This is a genomic window from Methylothermus subterraneus, assembly GCF_054656915.1.
Genome location: NZ_BAAHXK010000005.1, coordinates 1 through 16,051, shown reverse-complemented (window position 1 = coordinate 16,051; position 16,051 = coordinate 1). Strand labels below are relative to the sequence as shown.

At 56.1% G+C, this 16,051-nt stretch carries 13 protein-coding genes; 7 read left to right on the top strand and 6 right to left on the bottom strand.

The window, feature by feature from the left end; all coding sequences use genetic code 11:
• Window positions 1–5: 5 nt before the first annotated feature.
• The 3 genes from ACYQ3M_RS05625 to ACYQ3M_RS05615 are packed head-to-tail and all read right to left on the bottom strand — an operon-like array spanning window position 6 to window position 4,099.
• Window positions 6–1,658, bottom strand: a complete 1,653-nt coding sequence (locus ACYQ3M_RS05625) for a GTPase (RefSeq protein ID WP_460035085.1) — start codon at window positions 1,656–1,658, stop codon at window positions 6–8.
• The gene (locus tag ACYQ3M_RS05620) at window positions 1,615–3,399 is read right to left on the bottom strand and encodes a GTPase (RefSeq protein WP_460035084.1); all 1,785 of its coding nucleotides are present in this window, start codon (window positions 3,397–3,399) and stop codon (window positions 1,615–1,617) included. Before ACYQ3M_RS05620 ends, ACYQ3M_RS05625 begins: the two co-directional genes overlap by 44 nt.
• Window positions 3,400–3,406: 7 nt before the next feature.
• Entirely contained in the window at window positions 3,407–4,099 is a 693-nt protein-coding gene (locus tag ACYQ3M_RS05615) for a DUF2959 domain-containing protein (RefSeq protein ID WP_460035083.1), read from the bottom strand.
• 55 nt (window positions 4,100–4,154) lie between these two features.
• Between ACYQ3M_RS05615 and polX the strand changes: the two genes are divergently transcribed.
• Complete coding sequence (polX, locus tag ACYQ3M_RS05610; protein ID WP_460035082.1) at window positions 4,155–5,876, top strand: DNA polymerase/3'-5' exonuclease PolX; 1,722 nt, start codon at window positions 4,155–4,157, stop codon at window positions 5,874–5,876.
• 177 nt (window positions 5,877–6,053) lie between these two features.
• Entirely contained in the window at window positions 6,054–7,856 is a 1,803-nt protein-coding gene (locus tag ACYQ3M_RS05605; protein ID WP_460035081.1) for a reprolysin-like metallopeptidase, read from the top strand.
• Window positions 7,857–7,911: 55 nt separating this feature from the next.
• On the opposite strand, the gene ACYQ3M_RS05600 is transcribed toward ACYQ3M_RS05605, so the two are convergent.
• Both ACYQ3M_RS05600 and ACYQ3M_RS05595 read right to left on the bottom strand, forming a co-directional pair.
• Window positions 7,912–8,751: a choice-of-anchor N protein gene (locus ACYQ3M_RS05600; protein WP_460035080.1), complete on the bottom strand. Its 840-nt coding sequence runs from the start codon at window positions 8,749–8,751 to the stop codon at window positions 7,912–7,914.
• Between the two features lie 281 nt (window positions 8,752–9,032).
• Window positions 9,033–10,472: a DegQ family serine endoprotease gene (locus ACYQ3M_RS05595; protein ID WP_460035079.1), complete on the bottom strand. Its 1,440-nt coding sequence runs from the start codon at window positions 10,470–10,472 to the stop codon at window positions 9,033–9,035.
• 96 nt (window positions 10,473–10,568) lie between these two features.
• Between ACYQ3M_RS05595 and ACYQ3M_RS05590 the strand changes: the two genes are divergently transcribed.
• Together ACYQ3M_RS05590 and ACYQ3M_RS05585 are read left to right on the top strand one after the other, a co-directional pair.
• On the top strand, window positions 10,569–11,501 hold the full coding sequence (locus ACYQ3M_RS05590; RefSeq protein ID WP_460035078.1) for an ABC transporter ATP-binding protein: 933 nt from the start codon (window positions 10,569–10,571) through the stop codon (window positions 11,499–11,501).
• Complete coding sequence (locus tag ACYQ3M_RS05585; RefSeq protein WP_460035077.1) at window positions 11,501–12,268, top strand: ABC transporter permease; 768 nt, start codon at window positions 11,501–11,503, stop codon at window positions 12,266–12,268. Before ACYQ3M_RS05590 ends, ACYQ3M_RS05585 begins: the two co-directional genes overlap by 1 nt.
• On the opposite strand, the gene ACYQ3M_RS05580 is transcribed toward ACYQ3M_RS05585, so the two are convergent.
• The gene (locus ACYQ3M_RS05580) at window positions 12,265–12,975 is read right to left on the bottom strand and encodes a helix-turn-helix domain-containing protein (RefSeq protein WP_460035076.1); all 711 of its coding nucleotides are present in this window, start codon (window positions 12,973–12,975) and stop codon (window positions 12,265–12,267) included. The genes ACYQ3M_RS05585 and ACYQ3M_RS05580 overlap by 4 nt on opposite strands.
• 101 nt (window positions 12,976–13,076) lie before the next feature.
• Here ACYQ3M_RS05580 and ACYQ3M_RS05575 point away from each other — a divergent pair, with 101 nt between their 5' ends.
• From ACYQ3M_RS05575 to ACYQ3M_RS05565, 3 genes are all read left to right on the top strand, one after another.
• Window positions 13,077–13,931, top strand: a complete 855-nt coding sequence (locus ACYQ3M_RS05575; protein WP_460035075.1) for a DNA replication terminus site-binding protein — start codon at window positions 13,077–13,079, stop codon at window positions 13,929–13,931.
• Between the two features lie 18 nt (window positions 13,932–13,949).
• On the top strand, window positions 13,950–14,525 hold the full coding sequence (locus tag ACYQ3M_RS05570) for a hypothetical protein (RefSeq protein ID WP_460035074.1): 576 nt from the start codon (window positions 13,950–13,952) through the stop codon (window positions 14,523–14,525).
• A 59-nt stretch (window positions 14,526–14,584) separates the two neighbouring features.
• Window positions 14,585–16,051 (top strand): S8 family serine peptidase (locus ACYQ3M_RS05565; protein WP_460035073.1); only part of this gene is annotated, 1,467 nt, incomplete at its 3' end.

The following is a 16,051-nucleotide window of genomic DNA, read 5'->3' as shown; positions in this document are numbered from 1 at the left end:
AAAGCTCAAGGGAACTCCCCTCCGTATCGAGTTCCAATCTCAAGAGAACCCTTACCCGAAGTAGCCGCCAGCATTCGGTCCAGGAGAGGCGAGGCCGGCTGCCCTTGTGGAGGAGACAAGAGTAGGGGGCGACGCGCCGCGTCGCCAACTACTCCGGTCAATTGCCTTCCTTCCAGAGCCAGTTCCGCAAGGCGCGATCTTACACGCTCCAAGCGTTGCTCCACCTCGGTCTCCACGTGCGCAAAACCTAATCTCAAGCCGCGCAAAATCCCACGAAACGCGGCCTTCTCTAAAGAAGGTTCCAACAAGCGGCAAGCCAAGTGGGGAATCAACCCGGATACGCCGATAATCAGCGCGCTATGAACGGCGAAATCGATGCCAAGATACACCTCACGAAAGTAACCCAAAACCAGCTGATAGCCTGCCAGACCGCTTAACAAAATGGGCAGCAGGTATTTGAGTACGCTCAATGCGCGCGCCAAGTGCCGCTGCAACCAATGGCCTGGAGCGGCCAGGCTCTGCTGCAAGCCCAGCCGAACTTGGCGTTCGATCTCTTTGAGCAGCTCGTCGCGATAGGCGGCCAACTCGCGGCAGATTGCCGGTTGGTCTGCCTCTAAGGCCAGACGATCCAAAGCATCGAGCAAGTGTTTTTGGGTCCAGGTATCCCATAGGACCGGATTCCAGTTTGCGCTCAGCCCTTGAGCTGCAATCTGCCGCGCCGAGATCGCCGCCGATCCGGCAAGAAGGGGGGAAACCTCCTCCACGGTTTTTTTCCAGAGCTCCCGCCAACGTGAGCGCAAGTGAGAAACCCCTTTGGATTTTTTCTCTAAAGTCTCGGTTAAAGCGGCTATTTGGTCTGTAAGTTGCAAGAAGCGTCTTTGCGCTCTCTTCCAAGCCAATTGCTCCGTTCCCCGGGTGCGCGCAAAATCCCTTAAGATTTCTTCAAGCTGGCCAAAATCGTCGGGTTTGCGCGCTCTAAAATCCGGGCGGCTGTCGCAGCGCAGGACAATGGGATCGTTAAACCCAAGCGTCTTGAGCAGGCCTTTGAAATCCTCGATCTGCTCCTCGCAAGCTTCATCCCAGTGGTTCATCACGAACAGCCAAGCTGCCGCTTGGCTCCTCTCTTTAAGAACGCCCCAGGCGGCTAGGTCGCGGTAACGCTCCGGGCTGACCACGTAGATCAACACGTCGATGTAAGGCAAAAGCAAAAAGACCAGCTCACGGTTAGTAAGCTCGATGCTGTCTATGTCCGGTAAGTCGATCCAGGCGATTTCGTGTTTTAGGTTGTGGTGAAAAACGGTTTTAATTTTGGAAAGCGGCAATCCAGGGGGGAGTTTAAATTTTCCTTGAGCGGGCAAATAAAGCGTTGCCTCGCGCGAGGTAGGCCGTTCGATGCCGGTTTGAGCGATCTCTTCCCCAGCGAGGCGGTTGAGCAAGGTGCTTTTGCCGACCCCGGTGCCGCCAAAAAAGGCCACAACCAACGGTCGGATTGGGGCATCGAACAGATCGTCGGCGGAGGGAGTCGGGTCTAAGTCAAGGCTTTCCACTTCACTTTGGGTCAGCGCGCCTTCTTCAACCAAACGCCCGATCCACCGACGCAGGCGCTCGAAATTTTCAGCGCTTTCCTGCAGTAGCGGGAGAAAAGAGTTTAAGTCCATAGGAAGATCGCTTGTTCAACAAAGCTTCCACCTCGCTCAGAAGGCTCTTAGGGAAGTTCAGTCCGAGATTGTAAGCGGCGACTTTTTCGATTTCCTCGCCTAGACCGGCAATCAGCGCTTTGACGGCCTCGAGCTGGGCCGTTTTTAGCTCGGCGATCACCTTGTCCACGTACTTGCCCAGCGCGCCTTCGGCGAGCAGCGAAGTGAGCGAGAGCATCGCCGGGGCCAGCACCAGATCGTGTGGTCCAATCCCACCGGTTTGAAGCAATAACACCAGCCCGGCGGCATCGGCGCTTGCCCGCGCCGCCCGCAAGCTGTTGAGGGCCGCCGGCATGTGTTGAAGGCGCTGGTAAAGGCGAAGCGCAGCCGCTTCCACCTGCGGTTCGAACGCTTGGTAATAGCTTAAAGCGTTGGCTTCGAAAAAGCGCAGCAAGCGAGGATAAGCCGCCCGCAAATTTTGGTCTAGAGCCTGCCACCAGTACAAGCAGGCGTCTTGATCCTGAATCTGCTCGCGCACGGCGAGCATAAGCTGCAGCAAGGCGTGTTCTACGCCGCGGCGCAGGACCACGAGTTCTTGGACTGTATTTTCAGGCGCGTGGTGTTTTTTAAGCAGCGTCTTGACCGGCCAGGTCAGAAAACGCCTGAGGGTGAGCATGGGGCGGGCGATTCCGGGAATTTCAAGCAGAGTCAAAAGCTCGGCCAAAATGCGCGTAGTGGTTGCAGACACCGACCGATCCAAAAAGTCGGCGCGGTAGATCGCAACCGCTTGATCCAGCGCTTTGTCGATCAGCTGCTCAAAGCGTTCCTGCGCGGCAAGTTCGGCTCGGATCGGCGCGGTCCAGGCGGAAAAGCAGGAGCGAAAGAGCGCTTTGGTATGCTCTGCCTCCTTTGGCCGTCTCCGGACCGCAGCGCTAAGAAGCTCCTTGATCGCGCTAAGGATCGGCGCCGAGGCCAATTTAAGCTCCGCGTTGCTTGCCGCGTAGTCTAAAGTCAGGACCTTGGGGCAAGGATCGGTTCTCTTACTGCGCCATTTTTCCGCAAACGAGCGGATCAGCGTTTCCCGATCCGCCGGGCGAACTTTGTTCAGGCAAACCAAAGTAGGGAGACAGAGGGGTTCGATCCGCGCCAGAAAATCCCAGACGGCCTCGTCGGCGTACTTGTCCTTGCTCACCACCAGCACCAGTACGTCGGCAAGCGCCACCACCCGCAGCAACCCATGAAGATAAACTCTAGCGCGCACCGAGTCGAAATCGGGCGTGTCCCAAACCGCGCACGGCTTATCGAACGGTCTTTTTTCAATGCATCGGACGCCGTAGCAGTCGTAGTATGGGCGACGTGGCGCGTCGCCCCTACTGGGTAAATCCGCGACCGCAAAGCGTTCCAAACCAGGGAAAAAATGATCCAGCCAACCGGTCTCGGAAAACCCGCATAAAAACGCCTGTGGGTGCACGGTGAACCCGGCGAGCGGACTGACCCCGGCGGCGTCCTCGCCTAAGATCAGGTTCACCAGGCTGCTCTTGCCCGACTGGGTGGGGCCGACCACCGCGATCTGCAAGGCCAAGTCGGGATGGGCCGCTTTGAGGCGCTGCTTTTCCAAGGCCGCTCTCGCCAAGACCAAAGACGGTGTGAGATTGACCAGCCGCCGAGCCGTCTCGCTCGACTCGGGGAGGGTCGCAAGCAGGGCCTGCTGAGCCGCATGAAGTTGTTCGATGAATTCCAGCAGCAAGGCGCTTTCAGCCATGATTTTTTCAAGAACCGTCGCGGTTGGGAGAGGGTAGGGAAGCAGGCGCTAGAGCTTGCATGAATTGATCCGCTTGCCGAATCGAATGCTCCATCACGGCGATCATCGCCGCGATGTCCGCGCTGACCACGTTCAATTCGTGCTGCAAGGCGGCGACTGCCTGCGCGTTCAGGTTGTGCTTTAAAAACAGCACCTGATCGCGGAAGGCGTCTAAAACCGGGTCGATCTTGCTTTCGGCTTTGTGCATCGCCTGGATTAGTTGCCGGCAATGATGTTGGGTTAATTTCAATTTTTGACGGCTCTTGTTGCGCAGGGTTCGGCTCTTGTACTGCTCGAGTTCCCATTCCCATTCGTCAAATAGGGCCTGGGCCAGATCCTCGATGGTCGAGATGTGGCTTTTGACCTTCTCGGCTTTCTGTTCGCAGCGATCAAATTCCCGCTTTAGTTCCCGATAGAACGCGGCGAGATTCCCGCCGTCAAAGCGAATTAAAGCCGTAAACTTGTCGAGCGCGGTTTGAAATTGATCTCGGGTATCCTCCAGGCTGGCGCGCGCTTCTTCCACTTCGGAGACCAAAAAATCGCGCTTGTGGGAACCGACCGCCGATTCGGCCAGGCGATAATAGAGGCGTTGGCAACGGGCTAGAACCAATTTCCCCAAGCGCTGGAAGAGGCTTTGGTTTCTTATCGCTGGGAGATTCATGAGCTTGCTGGAGAGGAGAGATCTGCCCTGTATTGTAACAGACGAAAGGGGAGTTATGGCGCTGAGTAACAGCGAGATCGCCGATCTTTTCGACCAGCTCGCCGAGCTTTTGGACATTGAGGGCGAAAATCCATTTAGGGTGCGCGCTTATCACAACGCCGCCCGCACCATCCGAAGTTATCCCAAAAGCTTGGCCGAGATGGTGGCTGCAGACGAAGACCTGACAGAGCTTCCCGGCATCGGAGAAGCGATCGCCAAGAAGATCGAAACCATCGTCCGGACCGGCCGCCTGCCACAGCTCGAACAGGTCCTAAAGCGCACGCCCAAAAGCCTGCTAGAACTGCTTCGGATCGAAGGGTTGGGGCCCAAACGGGTCAAGACCTTGTTTTACCTGCTCAAAATCAAAACCCTGGAGGACTTAGAGCGCGCCGCGCGCAGCGGCAGGATCAGGGAGCTGCCGGGGTTCGGTCCGAAGACTGAGGAACTGATCTTGAATCATTTACAAAAACACGCCCTGCAGGAAAAGCGCTTTTTGCGCTTTGAAGCCGAAAGCGTCGCCGAGGCGATTTTGGCTCACCTTAAAGGCTGTCCTGGGCTGGATCGGATCGAAGTCGCCGGAAGCTTCAGGCGCTGGAAGGAGACCGTGGGGGACCTGGACATTCTGGCGACGGTTCGCGATGGCGGGGAGGTAATGGCGCGCTTTCTCGCCTACGAAGGAGTCGAGGAAGTTCTCTCTCACGGGCCGACCCGTTCCAGCGTCCGGCTCAAGAACGGACTGCAGGTGGATCTTAGAGTCGTGCCTACCGAATCGTTTGGGGCCGCGCTCCAGTATTTCACCGGTTCCAAGGCCCACAACATCGCCCTGCGCACGCTGGCGGTCAAGCAGGGGTTAAAGATCAACGAATACGGCGTTTTCCGCGCGGGCGAGCGCTTGGCCGGAGCGACTGAAGAGGAAGTCTATGCCAGCTTGGGGCTGCCCTGGATCGCTCCCGAACTTAGAGAAGGTCGGGGAGAAATCGAGGCTGCTTTGGAAAATCGCCTGCCTAAGCTGATCGAACTGGCTGATCTCCGAGGCGACCTTCACTGCCACACCGACGCGACCGACGGTCAGGACGCGTTGGAGGCTATGGCCGAAGCCGCCAAAGCTTTGGGCTATGAATACCTGGCGATCACCGATCACTCCAAGCGTCTGACGGTGGCTCGTGGGTTGGATGAACAGCGCTTGCGCCGGCAGATGGAGCAGATCGACGCCTTGAACGAAAAGCTGCAAGGGATCCGGCTGCTCAAAGCGATCGAGGTGGACATCCTGGAAGACGGCAGCCTAGACCTCCCCGAGCGCGTCCTGAAAGACCTGGACCTGACCGTCTGTTCCGTGCACTACCAGTTCCATTTGTCCGCGAAAAAACAAACCGAGCGCATCCTTAGGGCGATGGACAATCCCTACTTCAACATTCTCGCCCATCCCACCGGACGCCTGATCAACCAGCGCCAAGCTTACGAAATCGACCTGGAGCGGATCATGCAAGGGGCCAGAGAAAGAGGGTGTATCTTAGAGATCAACGCCCAGCCCGAGCGTCTGGACCTAAACGGCGAGCATTGCCTGATGGCGCGCGAGATCGGGGTAAAGCTGGCGATCTCCACCGACGCCCACAGCGCCTTGGGATTGAATCTCATGCGCTACGGGGTCGCCCAAGCCCGAAGAGGGTGGCTGAGCAAAGACCAGATCGTCAACACCCGCCCTTTGCGCGAGTTGCTGAGATTGCTCAAGCGCGCCTGAAGCCAAGCCGACTCTTGCCAGGCGTTGCTGAGCTTAACGACTCAGCTTGCCTTTTACTCTGAGCTTTTCTCCCCACGGTAAGTTTTCTCGATCTGTGAGGCGCTTCACAACCCACCCTGCGCCTGACTGCTACTTTTAGCTTCGAGTCTTGGCGAAAACCGCAAAAGGGGACAACCGATGAAAAGACAAGTCTTGTACTGCCTCGCGCTGGGACTGGGTTTGGCAGTGGTAGCGACTCCAGCGATGGCTGCACCACCCTGGATTTTCCATCCGAGCACCGCCGACGTCCCGACTCCGCTGAAATCCGCACCCAAGGTTATTCCCGGACGCAGCCGCAGCGTGCAGCTCGATCCGGCGGCGATCGATGCCGACAACCTGGCGCTCAATCTGTTCGACGATACGGTGCTCACCGCGGTGCGTGACCGGATCGAAATTGTCAAGGGCAGCCGCGTGTGGATCGGCCATATCGAAGGCGAACCCGACAGCGAGGTGGTGCTGGCCGTACGCGGCAAAGCCATGATGGGAACCGTCCAGCGCGGTGAGGTCGGCGGAAACCAGGCTTACGAAATCGTGTATGCCGGAGGCGATACCCACGTCGTGCGCCAGATCGATCCGAATAAAGTGGCGCCTCATGTCGACCCTATCCCGGTTCCCGAAGCCGACCTCCAGGGTACCGCCGCCGACAATCAAACAAGTTCGGGAACGCCTCAGACCAGCGCCGCCGCGAGCAGCACGGTCGTCGACGTGATGGTGGTCTATACGCCCAAGGCCAGGGCCAACGCCGGCGGTGTGGATGGGATCAACGCCAAGATCGCCAATGCGATCGCGCGCACCAATCAGGCCTATCTCAACAGCCAGATCAACATGCAACTCAACCTGGTGCATACAGCCGAGGTCAGCTACACCGAGATCGGCAACATGACCGATGCGCTGTATGCCCTCCAGGGAACCAGCGACGGCAAGATGGATGTGGTACACTCCTGGCGCGACCAGTACGGCGCAGATCTCGTGGCGCTGATCTCTGCCGACAGCAACTACTGCGGCATAGGCTTTGTCATGCAGAACGTGAGCACCTCGTTTGCCCCTTACGCCTTTGCCGTCTCGCACGACGACTCGCGCTACAACTGCTTGGGCAACACCACCCTGGCGCACGAGTTCGGCCACAACCAGGGCAACATGCACGACCCGGACAATTCGGCTTACCCGGGGGCGTATCCTTATTCTTACGGCTATCGGGTGTGCAACGTGTTCCGCGACGTGATGTCCTACAACTGCAGCGGGGAGAAGCAAATCCAATACTTCTCCAACCCCAACGTCTACTACAACGGCTACGCCACCGGGGTGGAAAACTACCAAGACACCGCCCGTTCCATGAACAACACCGCGCCAACCGTAGCGAGCTTCCGCCCCGCCCAGGCCACGAGCGCGCCCAACGCGCCGAGCAACCTTTCGGCGAGCGCGCAGTCCGAAAGCATCCAGCTTACCTGGATCGACAACGCGAGCAACGAGAGCGGCTTCAAGATCGAGCGCTCACTCGACGGGCAAAGCTTCGCGCAGATCGCCACCTTAGGGGAAAACGCGACGAGCTTTATAGACACCGGTCTTACCGCGAGTACGACGTATTATTACCGCGTGCGCGCCTACAACGGGGTGGGGGATTCGGCTTTCTCGAACATCGCGCAGGCGACGACCCAAGCCGCAGTCCAGGACACTGTTCCGCCGCGTGTTGCGATTTCTTCCCCACCCGACGGTTCCAAGGTCGGAACCAAGGTGACGATCAAAGCCTCGGCCAGCGATAACGTGGGAGTGGCGAGCTTACAGCTCTTGATCGACGGCAAACTCGTCGCCTCGACCAACACAAGCTCTCTAAGCTACAATTGGAACACACGCTCGGTAAGTCCTGGCACCCATACGATCCGGGCGGATGCGGTCGATACTTCCGGCAATGGCGCCAGCCAAACGGTCTCTGTGATCAAGTGACGTAGGCGATAAAAAACGCCGGCCTAGAGCCGGCGTTTTTGCCTTGTCTGTTTTTTTACACTTTTCGCAACCAGAACCGCATCCCTAAAAGCCCGCTTGCCAGAAGCCAGAGGATACCCGGTTCGGGGGCGGGTTGGGGCGGAGGAGGCGGAACTTGAGGAGGAAAAGCGGTTACGTCGTGCGAGCCTGGATTATTTTCTATGGTGGTAACAATTTGGACATGATTCCCTCCTCCTTGCTCCTTTGTCTCTAAGGCAAGCACGTCAAAGTGCAGCCAGTCAAAACCATTGCTTGAAAAAGTGATAGTTTTAATCTGGCCGTCTGCTGCTCCGGTTTCGCTTGCAAAATCGGGCACCGTATTGGAATTTTTAGCAAAATCGCCGATGTCGAAGAACAGAAAATCGGCGATCTGGTCTTTGAGCGGATCGTGATTGTTGGGGAATAGCCCACTTAAAGTGGGATTTGTATAAAAAGCTCCAATTGAGGGGCCTCCGTCTACTTGGATAGTTAACGTTCCGGTTTGACCGTCAGGGACGGCGACCAAGAGGATTGCGCCTTTGCCATTAAAAGTAAAAGGCGCGTAGGCTGAGTTTACCTCTGACCAGTCTTGCCCACCGGAATATTTGCCCCCGAGCTTGAGTACATTTTGGTTCTGATAGACACCTGCCACGTAAATAACGTTACCGGTCGTGCGGGCGGTATCTTGTTCTGTGGGATTGGTCAAGCTTAATTGGTAATCGGCATACGTTCCGGTGTCTCCTGAGCCCGCAGGGGCTCCTACTTGCAAGACGGGAACAGCGAATGCCGCCGGTGCGGCCAAGAGCCATAAGGTGGCTGTTCGAGCTAAAAATGTCTTCCTAAAGATAGATGTCTTCGTATTTTTTTTATGCAGCATATTTTATGCTATCTTTTTTATGTATTTGAAATTATTGCAAAAAATAATCAGAGAATGAGAGGTAAAACAAAATCTCGCAAAATTTGTAAAAAATTCTGACGTTTTTCTGGAACATCGGAGGAACAAGGCGACCTTCTTGAAGACGGCTCAGGCGCGGGCAAGTAGAAGCGAAGCGGGTCTCGGTGCGCCCTATCTTTACGGATGCGTGCTTCTTCTTGAAGAGTGTAAAAAAACCGACAGGCTAGGCGGCGGAACCGCCCGGTTCCGCCGCGTTTTGCCCTTTATCTTTCCAGCACCAAAAACAGCGAGAAATCCCCCCGCTGGATGCGCAGCAGCAGCCGGTTGGGGGAGCGCGCGGCAAGTTTTAGGAACTCGTCCACGTTGCGCACCGGCTGCCGGTTGACCGACAGCACGATATCCCCTTCGCGTAGTCCGGCCTGCCATGCGGGGCTGTTGACCTCGACTGCGGTCACGATCACGCCGTGGACCTGCTTGTACAGAGGATGGTCCTGGGGAATATTGGCAAACTTAGCCCCTTCGAGTAAGGGCACCTCTCCGGAGGAGGCTTCGGCGGCTTGCGGTTTGCCTATCGTCACGGTTACGGTCATAGGCTTGCCGTCGCGGATGATTTCCAAGGTGGCAGTCTCGCCGACCCGCTTCAAACCGACCATGTTGCGGAGCGAGGCGGAGTCTTTGACCGGCTGATTATCAAAGCGGACGATCACATCGCCGGCTTGGATCCCGGCTTTATCCGCGGCGCTGCCTTTGGTCAGGCCGGAGACCAAGGCCCCTTCCGTGACCCCAAGGCCCATGGCCTTGGCCAGCTCCGGCGTTAGATCTTGCACCTGGACCCCGAGCAGGCCGCGCTTGACGCCACCGTACTTGACGATTTGATCCATGACTTGGCGAGCCATGTTGATAGGGATGGCAAAGCCTATCCCCACGTTGCCGCCGGTCGGTCCAACGATGGCGGTGTTGATCCCGACCAGGTTGCCGTACCAGTCGACCAGAGCGCCGCCGGAGTTGCCGGGGTTGATCGAGGCATCGGTCTGGATGAAGTTCTCGTACCCCTCGATCCCCAAGCCGGTCCTGCCCAAGGCGCTTACGATTCCCAAAGTTACGGTCTGACCTAGGCCAAACGGGTTGCCGATGGCGACCACAAAATCGCCTACCTGCAGCTTGTCTGAATCCCCAAGCGGCAGGGCGGTCAAGCGGTCTTTCTCGACTTGGAGGACGGCGATGTCGGTTTCCGGATCCGAGCCGATCAACTTGGCTTTCAGGCGTCGCTTGTCCTGCAGAGTGACGTAGATGACGTCGGCGTTTTTGATCACGTGATGGTTAGTTAAAACGTAGCCTTTGTCTGCGTCCACGATCACTCCCGAGCCGATGCTTTGGGTGCGCCGCTCCCGCGGAATCGAAGGAACGTCGCGGAAGAAGTAGCGGAAGATCGGATCGTTGAGCAGCGGGTTGTCCTCGATGATTACCTTGCCTGAGGTGGCGATGTTGACCACCCCGGGAAGGACCCGGGCCAGCATAGGCGCCAGAGTAGGGGCTGGAGGTTGCGCTGTGCTCGGCGCAGGCGTTGTCGTCTCAGCGGGCGTCGTCTCTTGCGCTTTTTGCTCTTGTTCAAGCCAAGGGAAGTTGATGGCCAAGGCTTGCGCTGACCAAAGCGAGGCAAGCAACAGCCAATTTAGCCGGGTGCTGCGAAAGATCGGTCTCATGCAAAGTTTCCTTACGGTTTAGGGTTTAAGTGCTCTTGGAGTAATTTAGTTTTATTCTGCTACAATGCCAAAATTTATTCCATCGTAAGCACGGAGATGGCGGCATTAAGACTGCAAAACCTGCGCAAAGTTTACGACAACGGCTTTGAAGCCCTACGCGGGATCAATCTGGAAGTGGAAGAGGGCGATTTTTTTGCTCTGCTCGGCCCTAACGGCGCGGGCAAGTCCACCACTATCGGCATCGTCACTTCGCTGCTCACCAAAACTTCGGGCACGGTGGAAGTGTGTGGGTACGATCTGGATAAAGACTGGGAACGAGCGCGGAGCTGCATCGGCTTGGTGCCGCAGGAGATCAACTTTAACCAGTTCGAGAAAGTAGGGCAGATCGTTCTCAATCAGGCAGGTTTCTACGGGGTGCCGCGCCGTCAGGCGCAATTGAGGCTAGAGAAGCTGCTCAAACAGCTCGATCTATGGGATCGCCGCGATCAGGTCTCGCGCCGCCTGTCGGGCGGGATGAAGCGGCGCCTGATGATCGCCCGCGCTCTGATCCATTCGCCCAAACTTTTGATTCTGGATGAACCCACGGCCGGGGTGGACATCGAGGTTCGCCGTTCCATGTGGGAATTCCTGCGTCGCCTCAATCAAGAGGGCACCACCATCATTTTGACCACCCATTATCTGGAAGAAGCCGAACAGCTATGCCGCAACGTGGCCATCATCGACGGCGGACAGATCATCGAGTCCACTTCCATGAGCGCCTTGCAGGAAAAGTTGGACTCTCATGCTTTTTGTTTGGATCTGCGCCATCCGATTGCCCAAGCCCCCAAAGTGCCCGGTTTTAAGATCGCGAAAATCGACGCGCGCACGCTGCAGGTCGAGGTTCCGCGGGCGCTGGGATTCAACCCCTTGTTTGCGGGATTGACGGCAGCGGGCGTGGAAGTCATCGGAATTCGCCCGCAGGAGGGGAGGCTGGAGCAGTTGTTTTGGCAGCGCGTAACTAGACGGCGTAAGGTGCAAGAAGCCGCCTGATGGGCCGCCGTTTTATCGCTTACCGTACCCTGGCGCGGCGGGAAATCCACCGCTTTGTTCGGATCTGGCCGCAGACGTTGCTGCCGCCGGTGGTGACGACCTCGTTGTACTTTTTAATTTTCGGAGCCCTAATGGGGCCAAAGATTGGCCCTGTGGCCGGAGTGAACTACATCGACTACATCGTCCCTGGCATTGTGCTGATGGCGGTCATCAATCATTCCTATGCCAATGTGGTCTCCTCATTTTTTTCCGCCAAGTTTCAGCGGCACATCGAAGAAATGCTCATCGCCCCCATGCCGAGCTGGGTCGTACTGGCCGGTTACGTCACCGCCGGCGTGGCCCGGGGAATGGTGATCGGGGGGATCGTATTGGCGATCGCGGCGCTGTTTACCGATCTTAATCTTGCCCATCCGATCCTGGCGGTGGCGATGGCTTTTTTAACCTCGGTGTTGTTCTCGTTGGCCGGCTTGATCAACGCCGTGTTCGCAAACAGCTTTGACGATATCTCGATCATCCCGAATTTCGTTTTGACCCCGCTGGTCTATTTGGGCGGGGTGTTTTATTCCGTGGCGATGCTGCCTGAACCGTGGGCGACGGTCTCCTTAAGCAATCCCATCCTGTATATGGTCGAGGCTTTCCGCTTTGGCTTCCTGGGAAGCGCGGACGTGGATGTGCGCGTGGCGTTTGCGCTCGTTGGGGGATTGATCGCGCTGCTCGGGGTAGGCGCTTGGTTCGTGTTGAGCCGTGGGATCGGCCTCAAAGCCTAATCTTGGCTGGTTAGAAGATCGGCGAGCGCTTGCCGGTTGAGGATCTTGACCGATCGGGAACGAAGCTCGATCCAGCCTGCTCTTTCGAATTGTTTTAGGGTGCGGCTGACCGTGGCTAGAGCAAGGTGCAGGTGACTGCCAAGTTCCTGGCGGGACAGCCCCAAGGAAAATTCGTCGCCGGCAAATCCCCGGGTCTCTAGACGTTGGGACAGATCCAAAATGAACGCTGCCAGACGCTGGCTGGCCGGGCGTTTGATGAACAGCATCTGTTCCCTTTGCGTGCCGATGGCATCGCTGGCGTGGCGAAGCATTTCCTGAAAAAGGGCTGGAATCTTGGCGCAGATGCGGGAAATTTCTTTGCCAGGGAGCTCGCAGTAGCTCAACGTGTCCAGAGCGACCGCAGAGCAGCGGTAGGTGTAGTGGGAGAGGGCGTCGAGTCCGACCAGTTCCCCAGGTAGGAGGACGGCCAGAATGTGTTCCTGGCCGTGCTCATCTTGGAAAATCAGCTTGGCCATCCCGGATTTGATCGCGATCAGGCCGTGGAAGGCCTCCCCGCTGCGAAAGAGAAAATCTCCTTTGTGCAGCACCTTGCGGCGCTGAACCACATCTTCCAATTGCTCGATTTCCTTCTGCGTTAGGCCGCGCGGCAGGCAGATGGAGCCAAAGCCGCAATTTTTACAGGTAACTTCCAGACCGGTCGCCCGCATGTAGACTGTTTCTCCAAACGGTAAGCTCTAGAAAAGGAAAAACTTATGCCGTTAAATATCAGTACACAATACAATCAACCCCAAGATTACTTTATCAAACTATGCTCCCCGAAAGCGCGTGTGTACGCAGATTTTCCCAGTTTCGAAAGGCGCTTGATCGCTTTCTCGCGCAACTTAACCGAGAAAGCCTTGCGGCTTGGGTATTCGACCTGAACAAGCAAAATTATTATGCCAAGGAAGCGCGCCAGCGCTTAAGCAAAGTGCTAGAGCAACTGGAATACCAAGACGGTCGCGACGGTCGCGAAACCGAAATTTGCCCTGGAATCATCGGGGCCAGCCCAAAACTTCTTCGCCTTGCGGCCGATCTCAACGCCGCTAAAGAGGCGTTCAAGCAAGCGGTTCTCGAAGTCAACCAAAACGATCCTGAAGCCGCGCGCCGTATTTTAAAAAGCCAAGGGTTTTCTCGCATCCACTTTAAGCACATCTACCGGCATTTGCCGATCTTATTAAAGAAACCGGATTCGATCCGTTTTACTTGGGGAGCAACCCGATCGATTGTCAAAATCAGCCGTCAGGAAGCCTACCGAAGGCTGGTCGAGATCGCCGGGGATTCGCCAAGCCTCGGCTTGCAGAAACAGCTTGAAGCGCTATCTGGTCTGCGCGCAGACGAACCGATCGCCATCGTTCAGGACTTAAAACCCCATATCAAAGCCAACGTGTGCTGGATTCAAGGCAGCGGTCAGGATAAGGTGGTCACGCGCAAGATGATCAGCGCGCCGCTTGCGATTTTAATTCCGCTCGATCCTGGGGAAGCGCTGCCTAAGCACGCAGCGGCTTATCCGGACCTGCGTAAACCGAGGAAATCACGGGCGGATATTAAAATCGAAGCCGAACCTTTCTTGCCATCGATCCGGGGACATAGGTATTTGAAACTTGGTCAGTCTTCGGCAAGGTAACGAACTTGAGGTTGACTTATGGTTGACAGGCTGAGAATAGGTATTGTGGTCCCATTGCTTTTCTGTTTCTTGTCGTTCAGTGCCAAAGCTGACAAATATTACTTTGCAAACGACTTTTACTACTTTCAAGGGCAAAAAATTGCGCTGCACCGCTCCACAACTCGTTGTGTGGTGAAGTTTCATGCTTGGGTAAGCAAAGCGGATCTGACAAGCCCCTTTGCTAGGGTGCCTGAATCCTTAGCGATGGAAAAAGAACTTGAATTTCAGGGAGAAAGATTTGCCATCCTCAATTTACAAGCAGCAAAAGCTACTTCTGCTCAGAAAGCGCAGGCGCAAGGTTCCTCGCGCATCGAAGAAACGATAGCCCAGCTTGCGACTGTTCCCGAGGTGGAGTTTGTCTCCCCGCTGTTTTTCGACCCTAAGACAAAAACCCACCTGTTCCCAACTGGGAAGATTGTAGTTAAGCTCAAACCGGGGCAAAAAATCGAGGAGCTTCTCGAACACTATGCCTCTTGGAAGATAAAGGTTGAGGAGAAGATCTATGCCGCCGATGACGAGTACGTCCTTAAAGCTAACCTACCAGTGATCTCGTAGAGTGGGCCGAGCCAGATTTTGCCCAAGATGTCAAAAAATCGTTTGTTCCCAACGATCCCTTGTTTCCTTTTCAGTGGCACCTAGACAATCAAGCGTCTCCTCAAGCCGACGTCGATGCCCCGCAAGCCTGGGATATAGAAAGAGGAAACGCAAACGTCGTCATTGCGGTTATCGACGATGGGGTGGAGCTTAACCACCCAGATCTTAGAGACAATATTTTCCGTAACCTGCGCGAATCTTTAAACGGCCAAGACGACGATGGCAATGGTCTGACCGATGATCTTTGGGGTTGGGATTTTTTGGCAGGCGATAACGACCCCAATCCTTCTTTTTTGTTTGACAATCACGGAACCGCTGTGGCTGGGGTGGCCGCCGCTCGAGGGAACAACAGCTTAGGCGTGTCGGGTGTTTGTCCTTTTTGCCGGATTCTCCCGGTCCGGATCGGGTTTGACTTGTTCTTTACCGACGTCAAGGCAGCCAATGCGATCCGCTATGCATCAAGCCTTGCCGATATTTTGAACAACAGTTGGGGTGGAGGCGCCCCAAGTTCAGTTATCCACTCGGCGATCCAATATGCGGCAAACTTTGGGCGCGGCGGCAAGGGGAGCGTGGTGGTGTTTGCGGCAGGTAACTCTGCCTCGGGTTATCAACTTCAATCTGTTCGTGATCTGCCTGCCGGTACCCATCGTTTTCGATGGGTGTACAGCAAGGATTTTATCGCTAGTGCTGGAGAGGATACAGCTTGGTTGGGATGGGTTTGGTTTCCTGGGGGACAGGTGGAGAGCTTTGAGGCGGGGGCTTGGCAATGGCGGACCGGCGGCGATGCCCTCTGGACGGTCGTAAACGATCCTGCGCATGCGGATGAAGGGGCGTGTTTTACCCATGCGTTAAAAGCAGGCACGATATTGCATGGCCAATCTACTTGGGTGGAGATCGTGAAAACCGTCCCGGCAGGGGATCTTTATTACTTTACCTGGGTTTCCTCAGAACAGGATTTTGATGGCCTTCAGTTATTCATCGATTTGAACAACGATGGAACGTTCGATCGATTTGGGCCGTTTCAATCTGGGGTTCTACAGGTCCCAGCCGGAGTGAATTACCCGGCTGCGTTTGAGGAGGCTATCGCTGTAGGAGCCAGTTCCGATGCCAACTGCCGCGCGTACTACAGCCAGTTTGGACCCGAGTTGGATTTTGAGCCCAGTTGGGGAGGACTTTTAAACCGCGCGATTTTCACGACCGACCGTACGGGTTCAATGGGGTATACGATCTTAGATTATAGTGATCAGTTCAGTGGTACCTCTTCATCCGCACCTTTAGTCTCCGGAATCGTGGGGCTAATGCTTGCAGCCAATCCAAATCTGACTCAGGCTCAGGTGCGACAGATCCTACGCGATACAGCCGACAAGATCGGGCCTTCTCCTTATGTGTTAGGACGCAATGACCGCTATGGGTTTGGCAAGGTAAATGCGTATAGGGCGGTGGCTGCGGTGGTTAACTCTTCTAGCCTGAAGTTCTCTGATTCTGTC

Bases quoted from the DNA above. Each gene is read 5' to 3' on its own strand.
- ACYQ3M_RS05625 (WP_460035085.1), bottom strand. From the start codon at position 1,658: ATGGACTTAAACTCTTTTCTCCCGCTACTGCAGGAAAGCGCTGAAAAT.
- ACYQ3M_RS05620 (WP_460035084.1), bottom strand. From the start codon at position 3,399: ATGGCTGAAAGCGCCTTGCTGCTGGAATTCATCGAACAACTTCATGCG.
- ACYQ3M_RS05615 (WP_460035083.1), bottom strand. From the start codon at position 4,099: ATGAATCTCCCAGCGATAAGAAACCAAAGCCTCTTCCAGCGCTTGGGG.
- polX (WP_460035082.1), top strand. From the start codon at position 4,155: ATGGCGCTGAGTAACAGCGAGATCGCCGATCTTTTCGACCAGCTCGCC.
- ACYQ3M_RS05605 (WP_460035081.1), top strand. From the start codon at position 6,054: ATGAAAAGACAAGTCTTGTACTGCCTCGCGCTGGGACTGGGTTTGGCA.
- ACYQ3M_RS05600 (WP_460035080.1), bottom strand. From the start codon at position 8,751: ATGCTGCATAAAAAAAATACGAAGACATCTATCTTTAGGAAGACATTT.
- ACYQ3M_RS05595 (WP_460035079.1), bottom strand. From the start codon at position 10,472: ATGAGACCGATCTTTCGCAGCACCCGGCTAAATTGGCTGTTGCTTGCC.
- ACYQ3M_RS05590 (WP_460035078.1), top strand. From the start codon at position 10,569: ATGGCGGCATTAAGACTGCAAAACCTGCGCAAAGTTTACGACAACGGC.
- ACYQ3M_RS05585 (WP_460035077.1), top strand. From the start codon at position 11,501: ATGGGCCGCCGTTTTATCGCTTACCGTACCCTGGCGCGGCGGGAAATC.
- ACYQ3M_RS05580 (WP_460035076.1), bottom strand. From the start codon at position 12,975: ATGCGGGCGACCGGTCTGGAAGTTACCTGTAAAAATTGCGGCTTTGGC.
- ACYQ3M_RS05575 (WP_460035075.1), top strand. From the start codon at position 13,077: ATGCTCCCCGAAAGCGCGTGTGTACGCAGATTTTCCCAGTTTCGAAAG.
- ACYQ3M_RS05570 (WP_460035074.1), top strand. From the start codon at position 13,950: ATGGTTGACAGGCTGAGAATAGGTATTGTGGTCCCATTGCTTTTCTGT.